The sequence below is a fragment of the Castellaniella sp. genome (assembly GCF_004321985.1).
GTDB lineage: Bacteria > Pseudomonadota > Gammaproteobacteria > Burkholderiales > Burkholderiaceae_B > Castellaniella.
In genome coordinates, this window is sequence record NZ_SCQN01000042.1 from 23,343 (window position 1) to 48,675 (window position 25,333).

23 protein-coding genes are annotated in these 25,333 nt (G+C 62.5%); 16 read left to right on the plus strand and 7 right to left on the minus strand.

Going from position 1 to position 25,333, the window contains the following annotated elements:
- Positions 1-15: 15 nt before the first annotated feature.
- Both EPN31_RS09235 and panB read right to left on the minus strand, forming a co-directional pair.
- Entirely contained in the window at positions 16-987 is a 972-nt protein-coding gene (locus tag EPN31_RS09235) for a LysR family transcriptional regulator (RefSeq protein WP_291772320.1), read from the minus strand.
- A gap of 66 nt (positions 988-1,053) precedes the next feature.
- Positions 1,054-1,881: a 3-methyl-2-oxobutanoate hydroxymethyltransferase gene (panB, locus tag EPN31_RS09240; RefSeq protein ID WP_291772323.1), complete on the minus strand. Its 828-nt coding sequence runs from the start codon at positions 1,879-1,881 to the stop codon at positions 1,054-1,056.
- Between the two features lie 39 nt (positions 1,882-1,920).
- On the opposite strand from panB, the gene EPN31_RS09245 reads away from it, so the two are divergent.
- Positions 1,921-2,763 (plus strand): aldo/keto reductase, encoded by an 843-nt coding sequence (locus EPN31_RS09245; RefSeq protein ID WP_291772325.1) that lies wholly within the window; start codon positions 1,921-1,923, stop codon positions 2,761-2,763.
- A gap of 104 nt (positions 2,764-2,867) precedes the next feature.
- Here EPN31_RS09245 and acnA read toward each other — a convergent pair whose 3' ends face one another.
- Positions 2,868-5,546 (minus strand): aconitate hydratase AcnA, encoded by a 2,679-nt coding sequence (acnA, locus tag EPN31_RS09250; protein WP_291772327.1) that lies wholly within the window; start codon positions 5,544-5,546, stop codon positions 2,868-2,870.
- A gap of 302 nt (positions 5,547-5,848) precedes the next feature.
- On the opposite strand from acnA, the gene EPN31_RS09255 reads away from it, so the two are divergent.
- Entirely contained in the window at positions 5,849-6,469 is a 621-nt protein-coding gene (locus EPN31_RS09255; RefSeq protein ID WP_291772329.1) for an FmdE family protein, read from the plus strand.
- On the opposite strand, the gene EPN31_RS09260 is transcribed toward EPN31_RS09255, so the two are convergent.
- Positions 6,463-7,950 carry a sensor domain-containing diguanylate cyclase gene (locus EPN31_RS09260; protein ID WP_291772332.1) on the minus strand — a complete coding sequence of 496 codons (1,488 nt, stop codon included), beginning with the start codon at positions 7,948-7,950 and terminating at the stop codon, positions 6,463-6,465. The genes EPN31_RS09255 and EPN31_RS09260 overlap by 7 nt on opposite strands.
- 134 nt (positions 7,951-8,084) lie before the next feature.
- On the opposite strand from EPN31_RS09260, the gene EPN31_RS09265 reads away from it, so the two are divergent.
- Positions 8,085-8,714 (plus strand): phosphatase PAP2 family protein, encoded by a 630-nt coding sequence (locus tag EPN31_RS09265; RefSeq protein ID WP_291772335.1) that lies wholly within the window; start codon positions 8,085-8,087, stop codon positions 8,712-8,714.
- A 17-nt stretch (positions 8,715-8,731) separates the two neighbouring features.
- On the opposite strand, the gene EPN31_RS09270 is transcribed toward EPN31_RS09265, so the two are convergent.
- A complete protein-coding gene (locus EPN31_RS09270) occupies positions 8,732-9,550 on the minus strand; it encodes an IclR family transcriptional regulator (protein ID WP_291772338.1) in 819 nt (272 codons plus the stop codon).
- Between the two features lie 174 nt (positions 9,551-9,724).
- Between EPN31_RS09270 and EPN31_RS09275 the strand changes: the two genes are divergently transcribed.
- The 6 genes from EPN31_RS09275 to EPN31_RS09300 all read left to right on the plus strand — a co-directional run bounded on the left by EPN31_RS09275 (position 9,725) and on the right by EPN31_RS09300 (position 16,747).
- Positions 9,725-12,085: a cytochrome P450/oxidoreductase gene (locus EPN31_RS09275; protein WP_291772341.1), complete on the plus strand. Its 2,361-nt coding sequence runs from the start codon at positions 9,725-9,727 to the stop codon at positions 12,083-12,085.
- Between the two features lie 74 nt (positions 12,086-12,159).
- Positions 12,160-13,305 carry an ABC transporter substrate-binding protein gene (locus EPN31_RS09280; protein ID WP_291772344.1) on the plus strand — a complete coding sequence of 382 codons (1,146 nt, stop codon included), beginning with the start codon at positions 12,160-12,162 and terminating at the stop codon, positions 13,303-13,305.
- 82 nt (positions 13,306-13,387) lie between these two features.
- Positions 13,388-14,263 carry a branched-chain amino acid ABC transporter permease gene (locus EPN31_RS09285; RefSeq protein WP_291772347.1) on the plus strand — a complete coding sequence of 292 codons (876 nt, stop codon included), beginning with the start codon at positions 13,388-13,390 and terminating at the stop codon, positions 14,261-14,263.
- 2 nt (positions 14,264-14,265) lie between these two features.
- Positions 14,266-15,198 (plus strand): branched-chain amino acid ABC transporter permease, encoded by a 933-nt coding sequence (locus EPN31_RS09290; RefSeq protein ID WP_291772350.1) that lies wholly within the window; start codon positions 14,266-14,268, stop codon positions 15,196-15,198.
- A gap of 3 nt (positions 15,199-15,201) precedes the next feature.
- Positions 15,202-15,963, plus strand: coding sequence for an ABC transporter ATP-binding protein (locus tag EPN31_RS09295; RefSeq protein WP_291772353.1), 762 nt, complete (start codon positions 15,202-15,204; stop codon positions 15,961-15,963).
- Positions 15,964-16,045: 82 nt separating this feature from the next.
- The gene (locus EPN31_RS09300) at positions 16,046-16,747 is read left to right on the plus strand and encodes an ABC transporter ATP-binding protein (protein ID WP_291772494.1); all 702 of its coding nucleotides are present in this window, start codon (positions 16,046-16,048) and stop codon (positions 16,745-16,747) included.
- Positions 16,748-16,754: 7 nt separating this feature from the next.
- On the opposite strand, the gene EPN31_RS09305 is transcribed toward EPN31_RS09300, so the two are convergent.
- Positions 16,755-17,480 (minus strand): IclR family transcriptional regulator, encoded by a 726-nt coding sequence (locus EPN31_RS09305; RefSeq protein ID WP_291772356.1) that lies wholly within the window; start codon positions 17,478-17,480, stop codon positions 16,755-16,757.
- 100 nt (positions 17,481-17,580) lie between these two features.
- Between EPN31_RS09305 and hmgA the strand changes: the two genes are divergently transcribed.
- Positions 17,581-18,885 (plus strand): homogentisate 1,2-dioxygenase, encoded by a 1,305-nt coding sequence (gene hmgA, locus EPN31_RS09310; RefSeq protein WP_291772360.1) that lies wholly within the window; start codon positions 17,581-17,583, stop codon positions 18,883-18,885.
- Positions 18,886-18,913: 28 nt separating this feature from the next.
- Here the strand turns inward: hmgA and EPN31_RS09315 are convergent, their stop codons facing one another.
- On the minus strand, positions 18,914-19,663 hold the full coding sequence (locus tag EPN31_RS09315; protein WP_291772363.1) for a GntR family transcriptional regulator: 750 nt from the start codon (positions 19,661-19,663) through the stop codon (positions 18,914-18,916).
- 209 nt (positions 19,664-19,872) lie between these two features.
- Here EPN31_RS09315 and EPN31_RS09320 point away from each other — a divergent pair, with 209 nt between their 5' ends.
- The 6 genes from EPN31_RS09320 (at position 19,873) to EPN31_RS09345 (ending at position 25,333) form a co-directional block, all read left to right on the plus strand.
- Positions 19,873-20,652 (plus strand): SDR family oxidoreductase, encoded by a 780-nt coding sequence (locus EPN31_RS09320; protein ID WP_291772366.1) that lies wholly within the window; start codon positions 19,873-19,875, stop codon positions 20,650-20,652.
- A gap of 46 nt (positions 20,653-20,698) precedes the next feature.
- On the plus strand, positions 20,699-21,919 hold the full coding sequence (locus EPN31_RS09325) for an ABC transporter substrate-binding protein (protein ID WP_291772369.1): 1,221 nt from the start codon (positions 20,699-20,701) through the stop codon (positions 21,917-21,919).
- 67 nt (positions 21,920-21,986) lie between these two features.
- On the plus strand, positions 21,987-22,889 hold the full coding sequence (locus EPN31_RS09330) for a branched-chain amino acid ABC transporter permease (RefSeq protein WP_291772372.1): 903 nt from the start codon (positions 21,987-21,989) through the stop codon (positions 22,887-22,889).
- Entirely contained in the window at positions 22,886-23,863 is a 978-nt protein-coding gene (locus EPN31_RS09335) for a branched-chain amino acid ABC transporter permease (protein ID WP_291772375.1), read from the plus strand. The genes EPN31_RS09330 and EPN31_RS09335 overlap by 4 nt, the downstream gene beginning before the upstream one ends.
- Positions 23,860-24,621 carry an ABC transporter ATP-binding protein gene (locus EPN31_RS09340; protein WP_291772378.1) on the plus strand — a complete coding sequence of 254 codons (762 nt, stop codon included), beginning with the start codon at positions 23,860-23,862 and terminating at the stop codon, positions 24,619-24,621. The genes EPN31_RS09335 and EPN31_RS09340 overlap by 4 nt, the downstream gene beginning before the upstream one ends.
- Entirely contained in the window at positions 24,614-25,333 is a 720-nt protein-coding gene (locus EPN31_RS09345) for an ABC transporter ATP-binding protein (RefSeq protein ID WP_291772381.1), read from the plus strand. Before EPN31_RS09340 ends, EPN31_RS09345 begins: the two co-directional genes overlap by 8 nt.

A 25,333-nucleotide genomic window follows, 5' to 3' on the forward strand; every position in this document is an offset into this window, starting at 1 on the left:
CGGCGCGGGAGAGGTTCAGACAGCGCCTGGCATCACAGAACGGCGAATCTCGCTGATGGGCAGCCCATTGGGATCGGTATCGACATACCCTGGAATCGCATCCATGACATGGCGGTGTATCCCGACGATGATGCGCTGGGCGTCCTCGGTCAGTTCACGCGAGGCCTGCGACACCACACCGATCCGATACGGAATGTCCGCCACCAACGGACGCAGGACGACGCCATCGAGCGATACCCCGCAAATTGAAAACGGATCCATCAGCGCAACCCCCAGTCCGGCATGAACCATGGACAGCGCCGAGCGCTGACTGCCGACCTCGATGTGACGTCGGGTCTGGCCGGCAGTGGCCCGCGCCAGACTGTGCGTCAGGTGATAACGCATCCGGTAGCGGCTCAGCAAGGTGATCACATCCGTATCGAAAATATCCTCGAGCTTGATGATTTCCTGCGCAGCCAATGGGTGAAAGCTGGGCAATGCCAGTTGGCAAGGTGCCTGGCCACACCAATGCACATGCAGGGCCTCCCCCGCAATCGGCAGGCTGACGAATGCAAAATCCGCCTGGCTTTCCAGGATCTCCGTCGCCGTGGTTTCGTGAACGACCTCGTCCACGATCAGCCGCTGGCGGAAGACCGGCCCGAAGCGGTTCATGCGCGCCAGCGCCTCGGGCAGCAGCCCACGCGCCAGGTCCGTGGAGACGAGAAATTGCAGGGGGCGTACATGACCGCTGCGCATGTCGCGGGCGCGCGACTCCAGCTGTTGCAGATCCACCAGAACCCCGCGGGATTCCTGATAGAATTCGGCGCCATGGGCCGTCAGGGTGATCGTCGGGCGGGTGCGCTCAAAGAGCACGAAACCGAGTTCAGCCTCGAGGTCGCTGATCTGCCGGCTGACGACGGGCTGTGAGCGGCCCAACATCCGCCCGGCGGATGTCACGTTGCCGCTGGTCACCACCGCATTGAACGCCTCGAGCTGGCGAATTTCCATAGAAAACCTGACACGACAGCACAGGATGAAAGACGCAGACGATCATCACGGATCGACGATTAGATATTACCCCAGAGGCCGGACACCGAAACACTGATCTAACGTCGGAAACGTCTCTTCCCGCACGGATTGCGCATAGCGCTGCGCTGCTTCGCGGATCACGGTGGCCGCATCCCCGAAACGCTGTGCGAACTTCGGGATCCGGTCGCCGCTCAGGCCCAGAATGTCCTCGGTGACCAGGATCTGGCCGTCGCAGCGCGGCGAAGCCCCGATTCCGATGGTGGGAATCGCCAGCGCCTCGGTAATCTGGCGCGCCAGCGGCTCGCTGATACCCTCGAGCACCACACCAAAGGCCCCCGCATCAGCATGGGCGCGTGCATCCGCCAGGATGCGGTCGGCCGCCATCTGGGTCATGCCCTGGGCCTTGAACCCGCCCATGACATTCATGTACTGCGGCATCAGGCCCACATGAGCCAGGACCGGGATGCCGCGATCCACCAGGAACCTGGTAGTCTCGGCCAGCGCTGCGCCGCCCTCGAGCTTGACGCCGGAAACGCCGCTGCCGGCCAGCATGGCGGCCGCATTGGCAAAGGCCTGTGCGGGCGACTGCTGATAGCTGCCGAAAGGCATGTCCACGATCACGCAGGCATGATGCGTGGCCCGTACCACGGCTGCGGCATGGGCCGTCATCGTCGATACTGAGATCGACAGCGTATCAGGCAGCGCATAGCCCACCATGGCCGTGGAATCCCCCACCAGGATCATGTCCAGAGCATCGTCGAGCAGGCGCGCAATGGGCGCAATGTAGGCGGTCAGCGCCGCAATCTTTTGTGAGCCTTTGCAAGCCATCAGCTGGGGCACAGTGACGCGCTGACTTTGACTATGTACACTCATTTGATCCACTCCAGAATAATGATGAACACGGAGGCCCCAATGTCCACCAACCAGCCGTATCTGACCTTCCATGACGGGAACCGTGCGCCACAACTGGGCTTCGGCACCTGGCAGCTGAAGCCCGAGGAGACCGTTTCCGCCACCCAGGCTGCCGTCGAAGCCGGTTACCGATCCATAGACACTGCCTACATCTACCATAACGAAACCGAAGTCGGCCAGGCTATCGCACAGTGCGGAGTGCCGCGTTCGGAGCTGTTCGTGGCCACCAAGGTCTGGAACAACCGCCATGGGCACGATAGTACAAAGTCTGCATTCCAGGAAAGTCTGGACCGCATGCAACTGGATTACGTGGACCTGTACCTGATCCACTGGCCGGTCCCCAAACAAAAACAATATCTGCAGGCCTGGGAAGCGCTCATCCAGCTGCGCGATGAAGGCCGGGCCAAATCCATCGGGGTCTGCAACTTCCAGATCAGCCACCTGCAGCAATTGCTGGACGGCACAGGGGTCATGCCCGCCGTCAACCAGATCGAGCTCCACCCCCACTTTCAACAGTCCGAACTGCGTGCCTACCACAAGGCCCGTGGCATTCAGACCGAGGCATGGAGCCCGCTCGGGCGCGGCCAGATGCTGCTGGATCCGGTGATCCTGGAGCTGGCACACGCCCACCAGTGCACTGCCGCCCAGATCACGCTGCGCTGGCACATCCAGATGGGCCACATGGTGATCCCGAAGTCCGCCCATGCGGCGCGCATCCGGGAAAACTTCGGACTCTGGAACCTGCACCTGACCGATGCCGAGATGAGCAGGATCGCCACGTTGGACGACCCCAGCGGCCGCATCGGCCCCGATCCCGACACCTTCAGCCTGATGGGCGACTGATTCGCCGCCTTTGCCATGGGCCTGCCGTCGGTCGGAATCCGGCGGGCGGCAGACAGCAAGAAGCGGGCCCAGGCCCGCTTCTTGCTACCGACAAGGATACCCGCTCAGTTCAGCAGGTTGCGGATCGCATACTGCAGGATCCCTCCGTGGCGATAGTAGTCTGCCTCAGTCGGCGTATCGATGCGCACGACGGCGTCGAACTCCACGGCGCCAGCCTTCACGTGGACAGTCTTCGGCATCTGGCCGTCATTCAGGGCCGTCACGCCTGTGATCTCGAAGGTCTCCTTGCCGCGAATCCCCAGAGTCGATGCGTTTTGGCCTTCCGGGAACTGCAGCGGCAGCACTCCCATGCCGATCAGGTTGGAGCGGTGAATGCGCTCGTAGGATTCGGCAATCACGGCGTGAACCCCGAGCAGGACCGTGCCCTTGGCCGCCCAGTCGCGCGACGAGCCCGAGCCGTATTCCTTGCCAGCCAGGATGACCAGCGGTGTGCCAGCCTTCAGGTAGTGTTCGGAGGCCTCGAAGATGGTCGTCACCGGTGCGCCATCCTGGGTAAAGTCGCGCGTCCAGCCGCCTTCCGTTCCCGGAGCGATCTGATTGCGCAGGCGTACGTTCGCAAAGGTCCCGCGAATCATGATCTCGTGGTTGCCGCGGCGGGAACCGTAGGAATTGAAGTCCTTGGGCGCGATGCCCCGAGCCGTCAGATAGGCTGCCGCCGGAGAATCCTTCGCGATGGTGCCGGCCGGGCTGATGTGGTCCGTGGTCACCGAATCACCCAGCAGGGCGAGCACCCGCGCGCTCTTGATGTCGGTCACGGGATCAGGCTTGCGTCCCATGCCTTCGAAGTACGGCGGGTTGCGGATGTAGGTCGAGGACTCATCCCAGCTGTAGAGTTCGCCCTCTGGTGTAGGCAGATCCTTCCAGCTGGCGCCGCCGTCGAACACGTTGGAATAGCCGCGCGTGTACATGTCGGCGGTGATGGACGACTGGATGACAGCCTGGACTTCGGCCGACGTCGGCCAGATGTCGCGCAGATAGACGTCCTTGCCATCCGATCCCTGACCCAGCGGCGTACTGGCCAGATCGACATCCATGCGACCGGCCAGCGCATAGGCCACCACCAGCGGCGGAGACATCAGGTAGTTCATCTTGACTTCGGAGTGGATGCGCCCCTCGAAGTTGCGGTTGCCCGAAAGCACCGAGCAGACAGCCAGGTCGTTGGCCTGGACAGCCTCGGAGACTTCCGGGATCAGCGGGCCCGAATTGCCGATACAGGTCGTGCAGCCATACCCCACCAGGTTGAACCCCAGTTGATCCATGTAGGGATTGAGCCCGGCTTTGGCATAGTAGTCGGTCACCACCCGGGAGCCTGGGGCCAGGCTGGTCTTGACCCAGGGTTTGGTGTGCAAGCCCTTTTCCACCGCCTTCTTGGCCAGCAGGCCCGCCGCCATCATGACGGCGGGATTCGAGGTGTTGGTGCAGGACGTGATGGCGGCAATGACGACCGCCCCATGGTCGATCTGGTAGGCGGCGCCACCCGCCGAAGGCTTGACGGTCGCCGGGTTCGATTTCGGCGAACCGGGCAAAGCGGCCAGCGCCTTGCCGAAAGCGGGTCCGGCATTTGACAGGGCAATCCGGTCCTGCGGGCGCTTCGGCCCGGCGATGGACGGCTGCACGGTCCCCAGATCGAGTTCCAGCGTCTCGGAGTACTGGGGTTCATGGGCCGGGTCATGCCACATGCCCTGCGCCTTGGCGTAGGCTTCCACCAGCCTGACTTGCTCTTCCGGGCGGCCGGTGAAGCGCAGATAATTCAGCGTCTCGTCGTCGATGGGGAAGATGGAGATCGTCGATCCATATTCCGGGCTCATGTTGCCGATGGTGGCTCGATTGGCGAGCGGTACCGAGGCCACGCCCGGCCCATAGAATTCGACGAATTTTCCCACCACCCCGTGCTTGCGCAGCATTTCGGTGATGGTCAGGACCAAGTCGGTCGCGGTCGTGCCCTCCGGCAGCGACCCATTCAGCTTGAAGCCCACCACGCGCGGGATCAGCATGGAAATCGGCTGGCCCAGCATGGCGGCTTCGGCCTCGATGCCGCCCACGCCCCACGCCACCACGCCCAGCCCGTTGACCATGGGGGTGTGCGAGTCCGTTCCCACACAGGTGTCCGGGTAGGCTTCGGTCACGCCGTCGGCCTCGTGTGTAAACACGCCACGGGCCAGGTGTTCGAGGTTCACCTGATGCACGATGCCGGTATCGGGTGGTACTACGCGGAAATTGTCAAAGGCCGTCTGCCCCCAGCGCAGGAACTTGTAGCGCTCGGCATTGCGACGATATTCGATTTCCTGGTTGCGCTTGAACGAGGCGTTGTGGCCAAAGTCCTCCACAATGACCGAGTGGTCGATCACAAGTTCGACGGGCGAAGCGGGGTTCGCGCGCTCAGGGTCGCCGCCAAGCTTCTTCACGGCATCGCGGACCGCAGCCAGATCGACAACCGCAGGCACGCCGGTGAAGTCCTGCAGGATGACCCGCGCTGGCGTGAAGGCGATCTCCCGGCTGGGCTGTGCCTTCGGATCCCAGGAGGCCAATGCCCGGATGTCGTCTGCCGTGACCGAGCCGCTGCCTTCGGTTCTAAGTAGGTTCTCCAGCAACACCTTCAGCCCGTAAGGCAGGCGTTCCGGGTTCAGCCCGTGTTGCTTCAACGCGTCCAGCCGGTAGATGCGGTAGGATTTCCCACCCACATCCAGGTCTGCGCGCGCACCAAAACTGTTCGCGTGATCCATTGCATGTCCTCCTGGAAGATTCCGGTGCTCTGCCTGGCCGTTGGCCGCAAGCAGCGGCCAGACAGGCTACTTATCCGGGCGTCGCGGGACGCCATCGGGCCCATCTTACACGCAAAGACATTACGGCTCCATCGGTCTTATAGAAGACTAGGGACATCCGCAAAGCGCCACCCTCCCGCGACCACCAACACCATCGGGCAACGCTGCGCCTGGAACGACCAGACGCTGCCCATGGTTAAGCTGGGGTTCAGATACTCGTCGGCCCTACACTGGGTCATCACTTGCCTTTCGGAGCCCATGATATGGCATTCCCTGCATTTTTCACCCAAGCCCCCCGCATCGTGCTGCACGACGGACTGGCGGAGCTGCTGGGCGCCTCTGACGACGGCCTGATGGAATACGGCTACGAAGACGCCGTGCGTCTGGCCGGCCATTCATGCCCGACCGTGGCCGGCGCCTGGCTGATGACTGTCAGCGCCCTGAAGGCGCTCTACCCGGGCGTCCATCCCGAGCGTGGCAACATCCAGGTGGAATTCAGCGACGCGGCCGATAGCGGAGTGACTGGCGTGATCGCCAACGTGGCCAGCCTGGTGACCGGTGCCACCACCGATACCGGCTTTCACGGACTGGCCGGACAACACGATCGGCGCAACCTGCTGTCCTTCAATGCCGATATCGCCGGGGAAGTCGCGTTCACCCGCAAGGACACGGGCGCCAGCGTGGCGGTATCCTACAGCGCCCGCGGAGTGCCGCCTTCACCCAACACCATGCCGCTGCTGCAAAGAATCCTGGCGGGCCAAGCCAGCCAAGAGCAGAAACAGGAATTTAAGGCTGCCTGGCAGGACCGGGTCCATCGCATCCTGCAATCAGCGGACTTGCCGGGTCTGATCACCTTGAACTGGCAGACCGCAGCGGCTCACTGATCAGAATTTCCGCGCCAGTCATCGGAACGACGCCCGTGCTGATCGTAGTAGCGGCGCTTGTCTTCGTACATGGCGCGGTCGGCAATACGCATGGTCTTTTCGAGGATCTTCGGGTCCCGGCACACGGCGATCCCGGCTGAGACGCTGAGCGGCAAGCCGCTGTAATACTGGTTGTTCAGCTCGACCAGCGAGCGAATGTTGGCGAGTACCGCCTCGGTGGCGGCCTCGTCCATGCCGGGCAGCAGCACCATGAACTCGTCGCCACCGATGCGTGCAGCGGTCGCCGGACGGTCCACCGCCTTGTTCAGGACCTCGCCGAAGCGGCGCAGCAGATCGTCGCCGGCAGCATGGCCGCTCTGATCATTGGCCAGCTTCAGATTGTTCAGATCCAGTGCGATGAAGCCCACCAGCTGGACACGCTTGTGCGTAAGCCGACTCAGCTCGTCCACGAAAAAGGAGCGGTTCTTCAACTGGGTCAGGACATCGTGCTGCCCCAGGTACTCCAGGTAGGCTTCCGCCTTCTTGCGCGCCGTGATGTCGGTGAGCGCCAGCAGCACCATGCTCCAGTCGCCTTCGTGACCACTGAAGACCGAAAGCTGCAGATGAATGTGCAGCAGATCGCCCTGCAGCGTCCGGTTGCGGACCTCCTTGAGGTGAAACAGGCGACCTTCCCAGAGCTCGATCAGTTGCTCGGCGAAGGTATCGCGCATATCGTCGTGGAAGACATCATCGAGCCGCGACAGCAACTCGGCCCTTGAATTGGCCTTGTACATCTTCAGCGTGTAGCTGTTCACGTCAATGACACGGATCTCCTGCATGCAGCGGTCCACGAACTCCCCGTGCACATCCAGGAAAGTGCGGAAATCCACGATCCCCTGCAAGCGCAGCTCGTCGAGCAGGTGCTTGATCTGGCTGAAGTCCTCCACCCACAGGGAAACGGGCGCCTGCTCGAAGAACTCGCGCGCCAGGCCCGCGCTGGTCTGGGCCTGACGGCGCGTGTCCTGCAGTTCCGTGATGTCTTCCATCGCCACCAGGATCCGATCCCAGGGACGGTTGGCATCCGCCAGCATGACGCCCTTCAGGGACAGATCCAGGCGCATGCCCGACAAGGTGTAGTTGAAGGTATTGCCGTGGAAGGTCCGCCGGCCCTCCCACATCTGCACCAGCTCTTCGGCGAAGCCTTCCAGCATGTCGTCACGCAACACACTGGGAAGTCGCGCCATCAGCTCGTCCTGGGAACCTGCCTCATAGAGATCCAGCGTGCGCCGATTGACCCGCAACACGCGCATGAGACGAGCACAGTGCTGCACACGCGTCCAATCCTCGTGCAGCCAGGCGCGCAGGTCGCTGATCCCCTGCGTCCGCCACTGTTCGAACTGCGCGTACAACTCGCTATAGTCTTCCAGCCACAAGGGCATGGGCATGACCTCGAAAAAATCGAGCATCCCGAAACCATCGCCTGCCACATCATGCTGCTCCATGCCCTTGCAAAGCCTCTTTCCGGACAAAATTCTCCTCGCATTATGCCCGGTCCGCCCCGGGTGGAGGCGCAGAGTGTAACCAGCCGATGCAACTCACTGGTCGGTCCAAGCCTGCTTCGGATGGGGCAAATGCTATGCTGCATACCCTCTCCGTTTTCTCCCGCCGCATCATGGAACACCTGAACCAAGCGCTGTTTCTGTGGATCAATGCCAGCGACCCTACCGCTACCAATCTGTTGATCGGGCGGTTGCTGGCCAACACCCTGGTCTACCTGTTTCCGCTGTATCTGGTGCTGAACTGGGTGCGCGCCGACGCAGCGGGCCGCGAGGCGCTGCTGCAGGCGATCCTGGCAGCCATCATCGCCATGGTGCTGTCCTGGGCCATCGCAAAGGTCTGGTACCACCCGCGCCCATTCGCCATCGGGCTGGGCCACCAGTATCTGGCGCACAAGGCCACCGCCTCGTTTCCGAGCAATCATCTGAGCTTCATCTGGGCAATCTGCGCCGGCCTGTACTTGCATCCGGTACGGCGCCGTGCGGCCCTGATTCTCGGGGCCATCGGCCTGCTGGTGGCCTGGGCTCGCATCTACCTGGGCGTGCACTGGCCGCTGGACATGATCGGGGCATTCGTGACGGCGATTGTTGCCGCCGCGATTTCCGCACCGGCACGGCACCATGTGATACCGCGGCTTCGCCGGACCATAGAGCCGTTCTACCATTTGGTATTCGCATGGGCGATCCGGCGGGGATGGCTGCGGGCGTGACGAAACCGGAGGGCCCCTCAGGCCTTCCTTGAATGCCCCAGTGAGCTGCTGATCGATTCCGCCACCTCCAGCATCAGCGTCGCCACGTCGCCATCGGCCGCTGTGTCGAAGCTGCCCGTCGTGCCCAACACGGTCAGGATCGCCCGCGCACGCTCCGTAAAATCGAATATCGGGACGGCAATTGCGCTGATGCCCTGCAGGTTCGTGTCTCTGACGATTGCCATCCCCGCAGAGCGTACTTCACGCTGAATCCATCCGATGGGGTCGGCCCGGTCGAGCTGCACCCGCCTTTCCGGAGACGCTTGTCCGAGCTCATCTTGAGCCAAGGTGGATACGCGGGAGTCGTCCAGAAAACCCAAGCACACGCGCCCCGTTGCGGACCAGAGCAACGGTAGTACGGATCCCACGCGGACATTGAGTGTGACCGGCAGGCCGGGCTCTTCGAACCGCACGATCGTGGGTCCCTTGTTCCCCATCACGGCGATGAAGCAGGTCATTTCCAGCTTTTCCCGCAGATGGATCAGTTCGGCCTCGGCTGCGCGGATCGGATCAGCCAGCCGCATGGCCGCAAGCCCCACGTGGATCGCCTCGGCGCCGAGCAGATAATGCGCCGAAGCCGGATCCTGCGACACCAGCCCTTCTTCTGTGAGACTGGTGATGTACCTGTGCACTTTGGCAGGGTTCTCCGCAACGTGTCGGGACAAAACCGTCAGGCTGGCGCGCCCGCCCAACTGGGCGAGTCCCTTGAGGATCCGCATGCCGGTCGCAATCGACTGGACCCGTTGGCGCCTGGGCCTCGGCGTGCCGGCTTTCTTCTGGGCGGTGGTGGATGTCATGGGGGCCGAGGGCGGGCAAACGCCCTTTCGAAGAGAAGATGGTTGAGCAGGGCCAAGTATAGAGCCCGTCCAGCGCCCGGTCCGGGCGGGAAAACCCCGTATTGAAATTACTCATTGCGTGTTAGGATTACGCAAAAAAATATTGATATCGATCAATTGTGGGAATTTGCAGCCATGACTCAAGACGCACACGACTTCCAGACCCTGGTCTGTCCCGTCGCCCACCACCAGCCCCCCGCTGCTCAGGCTTCAGGATGTCCCGTCAGTGAGCGCGCCGAATCGTTCGATCCGTTCACCGATGCCTTCATGGAAAACCCCTCCGAAAGCATTCGGTGGGCACGCGAACAGGCTCCCATCTTCTACAGCCCGAAGATTGGCTACTGGGTCGTCACGCGTTACCAGACGATCAAGGACATCTTCCGGGACATCCACGCGTTCAGCCCCTCGATCGCGCTGGAATCGCTCGCCGCCCCCAGCGAGGAAGCCAATGCCATCCTGGAGTCATACGGTTACGCACTGAACCGCACGCTGGTCAACGAAGACGAGCCCATTCACATGGCGCGCCGCCGCGCCCTGATGGCGCCCTTCACACCCGAGCACCTGCACAAGCAGGAACCCATGGTGCGGCGCCTCGTGACGGAGGCCGTGGACCGCTTCATCAACGATGGTCAAGTCGATCTGTTCAAAAACCTGTGCTGGGCGGTCCCCTTCACGGTCGCCCTGCACTTCCTGGGCATCGACGATGAAGAAGACCGCGAGAAAATGCATCAGTTCTGCATCGCACACACAAAAAACGCATTTGGACGCCCGACGCCCCAGGAACGCGTCGAGGTCGCTCATCTGGTGGGGAAATTCTGGACTCTGTCTGGCGAGATCCTGGAAAAGATGAAGCGCACTCCCGACGGCCCAGGCTGGATGCGCTACTCCATCCGCCAGCAGCAAGAGTATCCAGAGGTCGTCACCGACTCGTATCTCCACTCCATGATGATGGCGATCATCGTGGCGGCGCACGAATCCACGTCGTTTGCCACCGCCAACGCGATCCGTCTGCTGCTGGAGCACCGCGACGCCTGGGACGACCTGTGCGAAGACCCCACGCTGATCTCCCCGGCGGTCGAAGAGTGCCTGCGGCACAACGGCCCCATCGCGTCCTGGCGCAGACGCGCCACGCAGGATGTGGAACTCGAGGGAGTCAAGGTCCCCGCCGGCTCACGGATCCTGATGGTGGTCCACTCGGCCAACCATGACCAAAGGCATTTCAGCGATCCGGACTTTTTCGACATCCGCCGCGAAAACGCCATCGAGCACCTTTCTTTCGGATTCGGCGCGCACCAATGCCTGGGCAAGAACATTGGCCGCATGGAAATGCAGGTGATCATCGGCGAACTGACCCGTCGCCTGCCGCACATGGAAATCGTGCCGCAGGAATTCCACTACGTACATAACCTGGCCTTCCGTGGCCCGCAAAACCTGATGGTCCAATGGGACCCCGCGCAGAATCCCGAACGGCGCGACTCATCCATCGTCGGACGATACCAGGACATCCGCCTGGGCGGGCCGCTTGCCAGCAGCATCGTCCGCAAGCTGAAGGTCGTGGCCTCCGACCCCGTCGCCCCCGGCATCGTCCGGCTGCGCCTGGCCTCACCCAAGAACGAACCGCTGCCACACTGGACACCAGGGGCCCATATCGACGTGGAGTGCGGCGACACAGGGCTTTCCCGGCAATACTCCCTCTGCGGCGACTTAAAAGCCCCCTACCAGTGGGAAATCGCCGTCCTTCATGACCCGGAAAGCCGTGGCGGCTCGAAATGGATTCACCGCTACGCCCGAACGGGCGCCACCCTGCGAGTCCGCGGACCGCGCAACCACTTCCGCATGGAAGAAGGCAACAGGCGAGGCCGGCTCCTGCTGATTGCAGGTGGCATCGGCATCACGCCCATCATGGCAATGGCGCAGCACGCCCGCTCCACGGGACAGGATTATGAGCTGCACTACAGCTGCCGCACGCGATCTCAGGCCGCTTTCCTGACGGAACTCCAGACCCTGCATGGCGACAAGCTCCAGCTGCACCTCAGCGACGAGGGTCGCCGCAACGATTTCGCCTCGCTGCTGGCGCACCCGGATGCCACAACCCGCATCTATGCCTGCGGCCCGGTCAGGATGCTCGAGGCACTGCAGCAGGCGGTGGATGCGGCCGGCTGGCACGCCGATGCGCTGCACGTCGAGCACTTCACAAACGACACCCCGAAACTGGACCCGGCACACGAGAAGGCCTTCGAGATCGAGTTGCGAAACACGGGCCTGGTCCTCCAGGTTCCCGCGCACAAGACGGTCCTGGAAGTGCTGCACTTGAACAATGTCGACGTCCAGAGCGATTGCGAAGAGGGTCTGTGCGGCACCTGCGAAGTGAGCGTCCTCTCGGGAGACATCGACCACCGCGACAGCGTGCTGAATCCCTCCGAACGCAAGACGAACGACCGTATGATGGCCTGCTGTTCACGCTGCAAGTCCGACCGCCTGATTCTGGATCTTTAGCCCGCTGGATCGATCTCTTCCTCGACATTCTCTTCACATCCCTGAATCGCCCTCAAAAACACTGGAGACAACGCATGAAACTCAGTACCCGCCTCGGGCTGGCCGCGATGGCCTTTGCATCCACCTCGATGGCCGCATACGCCGCGCAGCCGCCGATCAGGATCGGTGCGATCATCTCGGCCACCGGCCCTGCAACCTTCCTCGGCGACCCGGAGCTGAAAACGCTCAAGCTCTACGTCGACAAGATCAACCAGGAGGGCGGGGTCCTCGACCGCAAGCTCGAACTCATCGACTACGACGATGGCAGTGATGCCAGCAAGGCCAACAGCTTCGCCAAGCGCCTGATCTACGATGACAAGGTCGATGCAATGATCGTCGGGACCACCGGGTCGACGATGGCGGCCATCCCGCTGGCGCAGAAAGCCCATGTCCCGCTCATGTCGCTGGGCGGGGCCATCGCCATTACCGAGCCCGTCAAGAAGTGGGTCTTCAAGACTCCTCAGACAGACCGCATGGCGGCCGAGAAAGTCTTTCAGGACATGAAGAACCGCGGCATCACGCAAATCGCCCTGCTGAGCGAAGCCAGCGGCTTCGGCCAGTCCGGCAAGAAGGAATCCGAGGCCATCGCCGGCAAATACGGCATCAGCATCATCGAGAACGAGGTCTATAACCCGAAAGACACGGACATGAGCCCCCAGCTCACCAAGATCCGGGGGGACGCAAAGGTCCAGGCGGTCTTCATCTTCGGGCTGGGACAAGGCCCCGTCATCGCGACACGAAACTACCGGCAACTCGGCATCAAGCAGCCGCTCTATCAGTCGCACGGCGTGGCGTCAGACCAGTTCATCAAGCTCGCGGGAGATGCGGCCAACGGGGTGCGCCTGCCCTCGCCTGCGCTCATCGTGGCCGACCAGCTGCCGGGCAATGACGCGCAGAAGCCCGTCGTGAACGCATACATCCAGGCATACAAGGCCCGCTACAACGAAAACGTCTCCACCTTCGGATCCTACGCCTACGACGGCCTCACGATCCTGGTCGACGCCCTCAAGCGCGCCGGCAGCACCGATAAGGACAAGTTCCGCGACGCGATCGAATCCACACACGGCTACGTGGGGACCACCGGCGTGTTCAACATCACGGCCAAGGACCACACAGGCCTGGATCTGAGCGCCTTCAAGCTGCTGGAAATCCAGAACGGCCAGTGGAAGCTGCTCGACTGAATCCCTGTTCCACCTGGGTATGGGACTGCTGCCCATACCCGCCGCCTTCCCATTGCGATACCGCTGCCGACAAGGACGCACGATGCTCGCGGAATTCCTGCAATTCCTGTTTTCAGGACTGACGGTCGGGACCACCTACGCGCTTGCCGCTCTGGGGTTCAACCTGATCTACAACTCCAGCAACGTCATCAACTTCGCCCAGGGCGAATTCATCATGCTGGGCGGAATGCTGGCCGCCTTCTTCACGCATGCAGGCCTGCACTGGCCCATCGCCTTCGCGCTCGCCATCCTGATTCCCGCGGTTGTGGGCATCCTGCTGGAGAAGCTCGCCATCGAACCCGTCAAGAACGCCGATACCGTCAGCCTCATCATCATCACGATCGGTGCATCGCTGGTGATCCGTGGCCTGGTGCAGATCTGGCTGGGCAAGGGCGTACACAACCTGCCCGCGTTCTCCAGCCACGCCCCCTTCTCGATCCTGGGCGCGGTGCTGCTGCCTCAAAGCCTCTGGGTGTTCGGCCTGGCGGCTGTCGCGCTGGCACTGTTGTGGTATTTCTTCAGCCGGACACTGGCCGGCAAGGCCATGCTCGCTACCGCCTTCAACCGCGTCGCGGCGGAACTGGCGGGCATCAACACCAACTGGGTGTTGTTCATGAGCTTTGCCATGGCTGCGGCGCTGGGCGCGCTGGCAGGCATCCTGATCACGCCCATCACCCTGACCACCTATGACGTGGGCATCATGCTGGGACTCAAGGGATTCGTGGCGGCCGTGGTCGGCGGACTGGGCAACGGCCTGGGAGCCGTGGTGGGCGGGCTGCTGGTGGGCGTACTCGAAGCGATGGGCGCAGGCTACATTTCGTCGGCCTACAAAGATGCAATCCCCTTCATCCTGATCCTGCTGATTCTGTTCTTCATGCCGAGAGGCCTCCTGGGCGGCAAGTCCACGGACCGTGTGTAGCCATGCGAAAAAACACTTATCGCGAGTTGCTCCTGCTCGCCGCCATCCTTGTCATCGTGCCCTTTGCCGCGCCCAACAGCTTCTATCTGGACATCGCGGTCATGATGTGCATCAACGCCGTCATCGTGCTGAGCCTGAACCTGCTGGTCGGGTTCGCCGGGCAGATCAGCCTGGGCCACGCGGGGTTCGTGGGTATCGGCGCCTACGCTTCGGCGGTGCTCCCCACCCAGCTGGGCTGGCATCCCCTCCCAGCGATGCTCACAGGCGCCGTCGTGACCGGTCTGCTCGCGCTGCTCGTAGCGCGCCCCATCCTCCGGCTGAAGGGCCACTACCTGGCCATGGCCACGCTGGGCCTGGGCATCATCATCAACATCGCCATCCGCAACGAGTCAACGTGGACCGGTGGCCCCGACGGCATCTCCGTCCCGGGCATGGACATCTTCGGCATCGACATTTCCAGCGAAACCCAGTGGTACTGGATCTGCGCCACACTACTCTTCCTGTGCGTCCTGGGTGCGATCAATCTGATCGACTCCCCGTTCGGACGGGCCCTGCGCGGCCTGCACGGCTCCGAGATCGCCTCGCAGGTCGTCGGCATCAACGTCACGCGCTACAAGTCCGGGATATTCGTGCTCTCTGCGATCATGGCCAGCCTCATGGGCAGCATCACGGCACACTACGTGGGGTTCATCAGCCCCGACGTCGCCGATTTCTTCCACTCGATCGAAATCATCACCATGGTCGTCGTGGGCGGCATGGCGTCGATCTTCGGTTCAATCGTGGGGGCCGTCCTGCTCACGGCGCTTCCCCAGGTCCTTGCCGGGTTTGAAGGCTGGGAAACCGTCACTTTCGGCGCCATCCTCATGCTCTTCATGATTTTTCTCCCAAGGGGGATCGTCCCCACCCTCGCGGCTCGCTATGGCAGGAAGGATTGAGCCATGGCCCTACTTGAAGTCCAAGATCTCTCCATCCACTTCGGCAACGTCCAGGCGGTTCAGGAAGTCAGCTTCACGGTGGACGAAGGCATCATCTATTCCGTAATCGGCCCGAACGGCGCCGGCAAGACCACGCTCTTCAACCTGGTCACGGGGATCTATCAGCCGACATCTGGTGCCATCCGCCTGCAGGGACAGCCGATTCAAGGGCGCAAACCCGAAGAACTGGCCAGACTCGGCATGGCAAGGACCTTCCAGAATCTGCAGGTCTGGATGAACATGACGGCCATCGAGAACGTGATGGTCGGTGCCCACCTGCGACTCGAAAGGAACATCTTCAAGGCCATCTTCCGCACACCAGGCCTGCGCCGAAACGACGAGAAGCTGAAGGCCGAAGCAGCGGACTGGATGAGCTACGTCGGACTGGGCGACTACGTCGGCGCGCGTGCCGACAGCATGCCCTATGGAGCGCTCAAGCGGCTCGAAATCGCCCGGGCGCTCGCCATGCGGCCCCGTATCCTTTTCCTGGACGAGCCCGCCGCAGGCCTCAACCCCAAGGAGACGCAGGATGTGGACGCTCTGGTCCGCAAGATCGCAGCATCGGGAATCACCACAGTCCTGGTCGAACACGACATGAAAATGGTCATGAATCTCTCCGACCGGATCCTGGTGCTGGACTACGGCAAGCGTCTCGCCGAAGGAACTGGCCCCGAGATCCGGCAGGACCCCAAAGTCATCGCCGCCTACCTGGGCAGAAAATCCTGAAGAGACTCCCATGCACACACCGACAGGACCCTTCACGGAATCACAAAACGCGCTGCCCGAGACGCCCTCGGGCCGACCCGCCTTGCTGCGCATCCTGGATCTCCGGACAGCCTACGGACGCATCGAGGCGCTCAAAGGAATCAGCCTCGAAATCCACAAGGGAGAGCTCGTCACCCTCATTGGGGCCAACGGCGCCGGCAAGACGACCACACTGCGCACTTTGTCCGGAATACAGCCCATCACGGGCGGCCACATCCTCTTCGACGGAAAAGACATCTCTCACCTGCGCTCGGATTTGCGCGTACGCGCCGGAATCTGCCAAAGTCCCGAAGGACGGCAGGTATTCAGTCCGCTATCGATCGAGGACAACCTGCGGCTGGGCGCCTACTCGGCGCCGAGGGTCTACGTCGAGCAGGACCTGGAGCGGATCTACGCACTATTTCCCATCCTGAAGGAGAAACGCCACCTGCCCGCAGGCACGCTCTCGGGCGGACAGCAGCAGATGCTCGCCATCAGCCGGGCCCTGATGGGGCGGCCGCGCCTGCTGCTGCTCGACGAACCGTCGATGGGACTGGCACCATTGCTCGTCGAAGAAGTCTTCAACGTCATCCGCAGCCTGAAGGCGGAAGGAATGACGATTCTTCTGGTGGAACAGAACGCCGGCGATGCGCTTGCCATCGCCGATCGCGGGTACGTGCTGGAAACGGGGCGTATCGTGCTGGCGGGATCGGGGCAGGATCTGAGCGAAAACGAAGAGGTGCGGGCCGCCTACCTGGGCATGTAGGACGGTGTCAGGACTTCCTGTCCGGGGCCAGGGAGATTCGCTGGCAGGCGGCGAGCAGCGCGCGGGCGGGCTTTCCATTCGCACCCGTGTCCAGCGACGACGCCGGACCCACCAGCGTCAGGGCCAGCACGGGCCTGCCCTGCTCGTCGAAAACGGGCGCTGAAATGGCATTGATGCCGGCGACGTGTTCACCTTCGACCGCCGCAAAACCTTTTTCACGGATTTCAGCCCGTATTCGCGCGGAAAGCACGCTGGAGGATTCCTCACGCCATACCGCGAACACACGCCCCGTCGCCGACGACACCGCATCCAGGACGGCGCCTTCTGCGATCGAAATCGCCACGACCCGCGACGGCTGGAAGACCCTGACCGCAGTGGCGCCGCCCACGCCCCAGACCGCCACGAAGCAGGTCTCGCCTTGAGACTGGGAGAGGAGACGCGCCTCATCGATCGCGAGGTTGAGCGTGCTTTGATGCGTGAGCCAGCGCAGCGCCAGATCGCGCATGGCCGGACCGAGATCGTACAAGGCAGTCGACGGATCCTGCGTCACCCAGCCCGCCCGCTGCAGACTGACCAGGTAACGGTAGGCCTTGGCCCGGTGCATGCCCGCTTCGCGCGCCAGATCGGACAAGCTGCACGGTTCGCTGCGGCGGGACAGGCAACCAAACAAGGACAGGCCGATCTCGACCGACTGTACCCCTTGAGCAGCCTCCAGTTTCTCGGTTTGGCTCATCGTGACCCTATGAAATGGCTTGACGCCACTCTCCACTCATTTTAAGCTGTTGTACTAATAATAACATCGTTATGGAATGAATAACAATCTGGAGCATCCAATGGTTGGCAATCTCTCTTCTTCTCTCAAGTACATGAGCGGATTCGGCAACGAATTCGCCACCGAAGCCTTGCCGGGCGCACTGCCCGTCGGGCGCAACAGCCCCCAGGTGGCCCCCTACGGTCTATATGCCGAACAGCTGTCGGGGACGGCTTTCACGCTGCCGCGACATCTGAATCGCCGTTCTTGGCTGTACCGCATCCGCCCCGCAGCCATGCACCATCCATTCGAGCCCTTCCACGCGGGCGCCGGCTGGCTCAGCGATTTCAACCAGGTGCCCACCCCGCCCGACCAGCTCCGCTGGGACCCATTGCCGCTGCCTGAACACGGCGTGGTCGTCGATTTCATCGACGGTATGACGACCATGGGCGGTAATGCGGGCTGCGGCATCCACATCTACACCGCCAATTGCTCGATGCGGGACCGCTACTTCTACGATGCCGACGGCGAACTGCTGATCGTCCCGCAACAGGGACGGCTGGTACTGGCTACTGAACTGGGCACGCTGGAAGTCGAACCCCAGGAAATCGCCGTCATCCCGCGCGGCGTACGATTCCAGGTGCATCTGCCCGATGGCGAGGCACGCGGCTACGTCTGCGAAAATTATGGTGAATACTTCAAGCTGCCCGACCTGGGCGTCATCGGCTCCAACGGGCTGGCCAACCCCAGAGACTTCCTCACCCCGGTCGCTGCGTACGAGGACAAGGAAGGCGATTTCGAGCTGATCGCCAAATTCCAGGGCCACTTCTGGCGCGCACGCATCGATCACTCCCCTCTGGATGTGGTTGCATGGCACGGCACACACGCGCCGTACAAATACGACCTGCGCCGCTTCTGCGCCGTTGGGTCCATCACCCGCGACCATCCCGACCCATCGATTTTCTTGGTCCTGCACGCGCCCAGCGCGGTTCCTGGCCTGGACACCATCGACTTCGCGATCTTCGCGCCACGGGTGCTGGCCATGCAGGACACGTTCCGCCCGCCCTGGTTCCACCGCAACATCGCCAGCGAATTCATGGGACTGGTGCACGGCGCCTACGATGCAAAGGCGGAAGGCTTCCTGCCAGGGGGCGCGTCCCTGCACAACTGCATGACCGGGCACGGTCCCGATGCCGATACCTTCGAAAAGGCCAGCCGCGCCGACACCACGAAGGCCGATTACGTGACCGACACCATGGCCATCATGTTCGAGACACCCTCGGTCATCCACCCCACGCCGTTCGCGTTGGACGCCAAGCAGCGACAGCACGAGTACTACCGTTGCTGGCAGGATCTGAAGAAGCACTTCGATCCGAAGCAGGTCTGACTACTGGCCGCGTGCCGGCCGGCATTCCCTATCGGGGGCCGACCGCCGGGATCTTGTCCAGCCTGGCGGCCAGCTCAGGAAGATACGGTCCCCCCGCATCGTCCGGCGCCGACTTTCTGCTCAGGCGCTCGTAGTTTTCCTTCAGCAGAATGCCGGCAAAGTAGATGTGTTCACGCATCAGCTGCTCGGCCCGGGCGGCGTCGCGCTCGATCACGGCATCGACGATGCGGTGGTGATCACTATGCGACCGATCGATCACGCGATGGTCGTCCCACAGCATGATGCGGTCTGAAGCAAAAGGCGCCGCCTGGGCCTGATTGGTGAAGCGGCTCACCCAGGAATTCCCCGCCGCCGACAACAGCGTCTCGTGCAGCGTGATGTTCATCTGCTGGTAGGGCTGATGATCTTCCGGCAGCAGCCGGCCCTTGGACAGAATCGCATCACCCTGCGCAAGGCAGGCCTTCAACTGGCTGACTGCCGGATTCGACAAGCCCTTCTGGGCCGCGCACCGGCACGCCAGGCCTTCCAGTACCGCACGGACCTCGTACGCACCAATGATGTCCTCGTATTGATACACCCGCACCGTGTAGCCGCGCTTGGGCTGATGCTCCAGCAGACCCTCGTTGCCGAGATTGGCCAACGCGGCGCGGATGGGCGTTCGCGACACGCCCAGCTTCTGAGCCAGGGGGATTTCCTCCAGGCGATCGCCTGGCGCCAGTACCCCCTGCAGCACCCAGCTCCGGAGCGTCTGGGTGATATGGTCAGCCAAAGTGTTCATATCGCTATTGTATACATGAGGAGATCTTCATGGACTATCACCTCAGCTTATTACTGAGGGGTTTAAGGGGAATCACTAATGACCCGGCCCAATCTGTCTATGCATAATAGGCTCTCCAAGCTTGACTGGTGGCTCATGCATCACCCTTTTCCAGGTGATGACGTCGGGCACCTGAAGGGCCATCATGTATACAAAATAGGCGTCAAACCATGCAGCACACTCCCCCCGGGCACCTTCGGCTGGCCCTGGTCACAGGCGCCGGCGGCGGGATGGGCACACAGATCTGCCAACGGCTGGCCCGCGATGGCTACCGCGTGATTTCATGCGACATTTCGGCTGATCGGGCACGTGCCGCCGTCAAGGATCTGGATGGCTCCCACTTCTGGCGGGCTTTCGATGTCAGCGACGAGGACCAGGTCGACCAGACCTTCAACGCCATCGAGAAAGATCTGGGCTCTATCACCGCCGTGGTGTGCGCGGCCGGGCTGCTGCTGTTTCAGCCCGACGGCGAGCGCCCGCTCATCAAGACCACTTCGCTGGATTTATGGGAGCGCAGCATGAGCGTGAACGCACGCGGTGTTTTCCTGTGCGCTCGCGCCTACATCCGCCACCGCGAAGCGCGCCCGGTCGAAAACGGCCGATTCATTACCTTCAGCTCAGTGGCCGCCCAGCTTGGCGGCTATCGGTCCAGCGCCTCCTACATCGCTTCGAAAGCGGCTGTGCTCGGTCTGACCAAGGCCATGGCGCGGGAAGTCTCGCACATGGGGATCACGGTCAACAACATCGCGCCCGGACTGATCGACACAGAGATGCTGCGCAGCACGGTCACCAGCAGCGGCGCCCTGCAGGCGGCGGCCGAAGCCATTCCGCTGGGGCGCATCGGCACCTCCGACGAAGTCGCTGCCGCCGTCGGTTTTTTGGCCTCGCCCGAGGCCGGTTACATCACGGGCAGCGTCATCGATGTCAACGGTGGCTACCGCATGCAATAGGCCTCGCCGAGACCACATGCACCATCCAAGTTCACGAGGAGTCAACATGAAGTTCAGCACCATCAAGAAAGCTGCCCTATGCATGGCCGTCGTCGGCCTGGGACTGGGCCAGGCGGTGCAAGCCGCCGAGCCGGGCATCACGGACACCACCATCAAGATCGGACTCTTCTCGCCGCTCTCCGGCCCCGGCATGGCGTACGGCTTCGACGTGGTCAACGCCGCCAAGATGTACTACGACAAGATCAACAAGGAAGGCGGCGTCAACGGCCGGAAGATCGAGCTGGTGGTCGAAGACACCCGTTGCAACGCCAACGACCTGGTGGCCGCCGTGAAGAAACTGGTCGAACAGGACCATGTGTTCCTGCTCAACGGAGGCTCGTGCTCAGCCGCCGTGGTGGCTGCCAGGGAGTTTGTGGAACGGTCCAAGGTTCCATTCATCATGCTGAACGCCTCTGGTGACGGAGCGCTCTACCCGCCCTCGAAATACATCTACGGCGCCTTCTCGATTTCCCAGCATGCCGTGGGTGGATCCATGGTGGAATTCGCAGTGGACCACCTGAAAGCCAAGAAGATCGGCTACATCAACCACGACGACGCCTACGGCACCTGGAATCTGACCGCTGCGGAATTCCAGGCCAAGAAACATCCCGGCACCACCTTCAGTGTGCAATCCATCAGCCCGAACATCAACGATGTGACGGCGCCGATGCTGAAGGTACGCGCGGCCAACCCGGACGTTCTCCTGCTCACCACCTATGCCCGCCCGGCTGCCCTCATCATCAAGAAGGCGCATGAGCTCGGCTGGACCAAGCCCATCGTGCTCGCCGTCAACGGCGCAGCCGACGTGACGCAGCTCGTGGAAAACGTCGGGGGCGCTGCTGCACTGAAGAATTTCTACATCCAGGACGTTGTCGTCGGGCTGCCGAGCGACCCGAAGCTGAAATGGGTCTACGACATGTACAAGCAGTACTACCCTGACCTCGCTGCCAAGCCGGGCCACCCGCAAAGCTACATGACGTACGGCATCCCGCCGGCCATGACCGTGGTACAGGCCCTGAAAGAAGCCGGACCTCAGCCGACTCGCGAAAAGGTCCTGGCTGCGCTGGAACATCTGAAGCTGGACACCGGCATCATGGCCGGCCCGATCGAGTTCACGCCCACGGACCACGCAGGCCAGAAGGCGGCCATCTACATGAAATTCGATGGCACGAACAAGGAACTCATCCCCGGGTCATTCAAGAGCGACTGGACCTACACCGGGAAATAAGGTCCCTATCAGCCGTTGACCGGCGCCGCGCCTCCACCAGGGGGCTGCGGCGCTCTCGGAGCATGACATGAGTCTCTCGGATATCTGGCTGTTCCTGCAGCAGGGCGTACTGTCCGGCCTGGTCACGGGCAGCATCTACGCCCTGCTGGCGGTCGCAGTCGTCATCGTCTTCAAGACGACCGATGTGCCGAACTTCGCCCAAGGTGAAATCTTCATGGTGGGCGGCTACGCCGCGCTGTTCCTGATCCTGGTCCTGAACTGGCACTACGCGCTCGTCATCCCGGTCACGCTGCTGATCGTCGCCGTCATTTGCGCGTTCTTCCAGCGAGTGGTCATGGAGCGGGTCATCGGGGCCAAAGGCGTGGAAGTGCAGCTGGTGATCGCAACGCTGGGCCTGTCATACGTGCTGAAAGGCGCCGTCCGCCAGACCGGTCTGGGCGACGCACCACGCTCGCTGCCCGCACTCATCCCGCCCGACACGGTGATCATCGGCCAGGCGGTGCTCACACGCCTGGATCTGCTGATCTTCTTTACCGCGCTGGCCGTGATGGCCGGCCTATATCTCTTATTCAACCACACGCGTATCGGCAAGGCCATGCGCGCCGTGGGCATGAACCCGAGAGCCGCACAGATCGTGGGCGTGAGTCTGGTACGCATCCGCATGGCGGTCTGGGGGCTGGCCGGGCTCATCTCGGCGATATCCGCCATCCTGATCACACCGAAGATCCTGATCACGCCCGACATCGGTCACATCGCCATCCTGGCATTCGCCGCTGCCATCGTGGGAGGCATCACCAGCATTCCGGGCGCCATCATCGGCGGCTTCATCATCGGCATCGCAGAGAACCTCGTGGGGCTCTTCGTGTCGACCAACGCGATCGTGGTGGCACCCTTCCTTGCCATCCTCATCGTGCTCATCCTACGTCCGCAGGGCATCCTGGGCGGGAAGGTTCAGGTCAAAAAAGTATGAAGACGAATCTCGACAAATGGGCCCTGGCGCTCGCGGCCGTGGTGCTGATCGCTCTGCCCTTCCTCGCAAGCGGGTACGTCATCTACATCGTCAACCTGCTCATGATCTACATCGTGCTGGCGCTCGGCCTGCACATCGTCATCGGGGAAACCGGCCAGTTCGCGCTCGCGCACGCCGCCTTCTACGGCATCGGCATCTACACCGCCGGCATCCTCAACAACACGTTGCACCTGAACTTCGTGATTTCCATCATCGTGGCCGGTGTCGTGACGGCCATCATCGGCTACATCCTGGGAGCCCTCGCCATCCGGATGCGCGACATCTATCTGGCGCTATCCACCTTCGCCTTCGGCGAAGCCATGCAATGGGTGTTCCTGAACTGGACGGACGTCACCAACGGCTCCAACGGCTACCAGATGTCGCCCGCGCAATTCTTCGGCCTCCAGCTGACTTCCGACCTGCGGGCCTATCCGTTCGTGGTCATCTGCACAGCGCTGCTGCTGGGACTCACCGTGTGGCTGTCGCGCTCGCAACTGGGGTCCGCATTCCGGGCCGTCCGCGAAAGCGACGTGGCCGCCCAGGCCATGGGTGTCAACGCGAACGTCATCAAGCGCGTGGCCTTCATGCTGTCGGCTGCCTACGCCGGTATGGCAGGGGGCCTGTACACCACGTTCTCATCCTTCATCCACCCCGAGAGCCTGGGTTTCTGGACCACGATCCTGATTCTCATCATGATCGTCGTGGGTGGCATAGGGTCCGTGAGGGGCGCGGTCGTGGGCGCCCTGATCTTCGGCCTGATCTCGGAACTGTTGCGCCAGGTGCTGTCCTTCCAGGAAATCATCTACGGGCTGATCCTGATCGGCTTCATGATGTTCGCGCCGCGCGGGCTCTTCAGCGGTCGGCGGCGCAGACCAGATCCACTGCACCAGAATGCGGCGACTTCGGACACGACGGCTGCAAGGGAGCAGCCATGAGCACACCCATCCTGGACATCGCAGCCCTCACGGTACGTTTCGGCGGCCTGACCGCAGTGGATGAGCTGTCCTTTCAGGTGCAACCAGGTCAGATCCACGCCCTGATCGGCCCCAACGGTGCGGGCAAGTCCACCACCTTCAATTGCATCTCGCGCTACTACGCGCCGACCAGCGGTTCGATTGCCTACGCCGGCGAGGACATCACCCGCCGCGACGCAGCCGAGATGGCAGGCATGGGAGTCGCCCGCACCTTCCAGAACCTGGAGCTCTTCAACGATTTGAGCGTGGAAGAGAACGCGCTGCTGGGCACCTATTCGTACGGCGCCCGCCGACTCGGCCAGCTTCTGCGCCGGCCCGCAGCCGAGCATCGGGAACATGTCCACCATCTGCTGGAACGCGTCGGGCTGATCGACTTCCTGGACCACAAGGCCAGCAGCCTGGATTTCGGGCGCCAGAAGATGCTGGAACTTGCCCGTGCGCTGGCCATCAGGCCCCGCCTTTTGCTGCTGGACGAACCAGCGGCGGGACTGCGCAATCGGGAGATCGACAAGCTGGACAAGATCCTGACGGAGCTCTCATCCAAAGAAGGCCTGACCGTCCTGCTGGTCGAGCATGTCATGCAACTCGTGATGTCGATTTCCCACCGCATCACCGTCATGTCTTTCGGCCACAAGATCGCCGAAGGCGCGCCCGCCGAAATCCGCACGGACGAGCGCGTCATCGAAGCCTATCTGGGCAGAGGAACCAGCCATGAGTGAACCGTTCCTGTCCGTGGAATCCATTTCCGCATCGTACGGCAACATTGCCGCCTTGCATGAAGTCTCGTTGAGCGTCCCCCGCGGGGAAATCGTGGCCCTGCTGGGCGCCAACGGCGCGGGCAAGTCCACCACGCTGAACGTGATCTCCGGACTGGTGCGCGCCACGCACGGCACGGTTCGCCTGGAAGGCAAGCCCATCCATCGCATGGGGACTGATCACATCGTCCAGCAAGGCATCATCCAGGTCCCGGAAGGACGCGAGATCTTCCGCGACATGAGCGTACGTGAGAACCTGGAAATGGGTGCCTACACCCGCAAGGACCGCGCTGCCGTCGCGCGTGACCTGGACGCCATGTGTGACATCTTCCCGCGCCTGCGCGAACGCATCGCGCAGAAGGCCGCCACGCTGTCCGGCGGCGAGCAGCAGATGCTGGCCACGGCCCGCGCCATGATGGCCAGGCCCCGGATGATCCTGATGGACGAGCCCTCCATGGGGCTGGCGCCACTGGTGGTCGAACAGATCTTCAACACCGTCCGTACGCTGAACCGGGAGCAGGGCATCACCATCCTGCTCGTCGAACAGAACGCGAAGCTGGCCCTGTCCGTGTCCAGCCACGCGTACATCCTGGAGAACGGCGAACTGGCGCTGCAGGGCCCGTCCGCCGATCTCATCAGCGACGAGGCCGTGCAGCGCGCCTATCTGGGTGCATGA

Coding starts and splice junctions, on each gene's coding strand:
- EPN31_RS09235 (WP_291772320.1), bottom strand. CDS start 987: ATGGAAATTCGCCAGCTCGAGGCGTTCAATGCGGTGGTGACCAGCGGC.
- panB (WP_291772323.1), bottom strand. CDS start 1,881: ATGAGTGTACATAGTCAAAGTCAGCGCGTCACTGTGCCCCAGCTGATG.
- EPN31_RS09245 (WP_291772325.1), top strand. CDS start 1,921: ATGTCCACCAACCAGCCGTATCTGACCTTCCATGACGGGAACCGTGCG.
- acnA (WP_291772327.1), bottom strand. CDS start 5,546: ATGGATCACGCGAACAGTTTTGGTGCGCGCGCAGACCTGGATGTGGGT.
- EPN31_RS09255 (WP_291772329.1), top strand. CDS start 5,849: ATGGCATTCCCTGCATTTTTCACCCAAGCCCCCCGCATCGTGCTGCAC.
- EPN31_RS09260 (WP_291772332.1), bottom strand. CDS start 7,950: ATGGAGCAGCATGATGTGGCAGGCGATGGTTTCGGGATGCTCGATTTT.
- EPN31_RS09265 (WP_291772335.1), top strand. CDS start 8,085: ATGCTGCATACCCTCTCCGTTTTCTCCCGCCGCATCATGGAACACCTG.
- EPN31_RS09270 (WP_291772338.1), bottom strand. CDS start 9,550: ATGACATCCACCACCGCCCAGAAGAAAGCCGGCACGCCGAGGCCCAGG.
- EPN31_RS09275 (WP_291772341.1), top strand. CDS start 9,725: ATGACTCAAGACGCACACGACTTCCAGACCCTGGTCTGTCCCGTCGCC.
- EPN31_RS09280 (WP_291772344.1), top strand. CDS start 12,160: ATGAAACTCAGTACCCGCCTCGGGCTGGCCGCGATGGCCTTTGCATCC.
- EPN31_RS09285 (WP_291772347.1), top strand. CDS start 13,388: ATGCTCGCGGAATTCCTGCAATTCCTGTTTTCAGGACTGACGGTCGGG.
- EPN31_RS09290 (WP_291772350.1), top strand. CDS start 14,266: ATGCGAAAAAACACTTATCGCGAGTTGCTCCTGCTCGCCGCCATCCTT.
- EPN31_RS09295 (WP_291772353.1), top strand. CDS start 15,202: ATGGCCCTACTTGAAGTCCAAGATCTCTCCATCCACTTCGGCAACGTC.
- EPN31_RS09305 (WP_291772356.1), bottom strand. CDS start 17,480: ATGAGCCAAACCGAGAAACTGGAGGCTGCTCAAGGGGTACAGTCGGTC.
- hmgA (WP_291772360.1), top strand. CDS start 17,581: ATGGTTGGCAATCTCTCTTCTTCTCTCAAGTACATGAGCGGATTCGGC.
- EPN31_RS09315 (WP_291772363.1), bottom strand. CDS start 19,663: ATGAACACTTTGGCTGACCATATCACCCAGACGCTCCGGAGCTGGGTG.
- EPN31_RS09320 (WP_291772366.1), top strand. CDS start 19,873: ATGCAGCACACTCCCCCCGGGCACCTTCGGCTGGCCCTGGTCACAGGC.
- EPN31_RS09325 (WP_291772369.1), top strand. CDS start 20,699: ATGAAGTTCAGCACCATCAAGAAAGCTGCCCTATGCATGGCCGTCGTC.
- EPN31_RS09330 (WP_291772372.1), top strand. CDS start 21,987: ATGAGTCTCTCGGATATCTGGCTGTTCCTGCAGCAGGGCGTACTGTCC.
- EPN31_RS09335 (WP_291772375.1), top strand. CDS start 22,886: ATGAAGACGAATCTCGACAAATGGGCCCTGGCGCTCGCGGCCGTGGTG.
- EPN31_RS09340 (WP_291772378.1), top strand. CDS start 23,860: ATGAGCACACCCATCCTGGACATCGCAGCCCTCACGGTACGTTTCGGC.
- EPN31_RS09345 (WP_291772381.1), top strand. CDS start 24,614: ATGAGTGAACCGTTCCTGTCCGTGGAATCCATTTCCGCATCGTACGGC.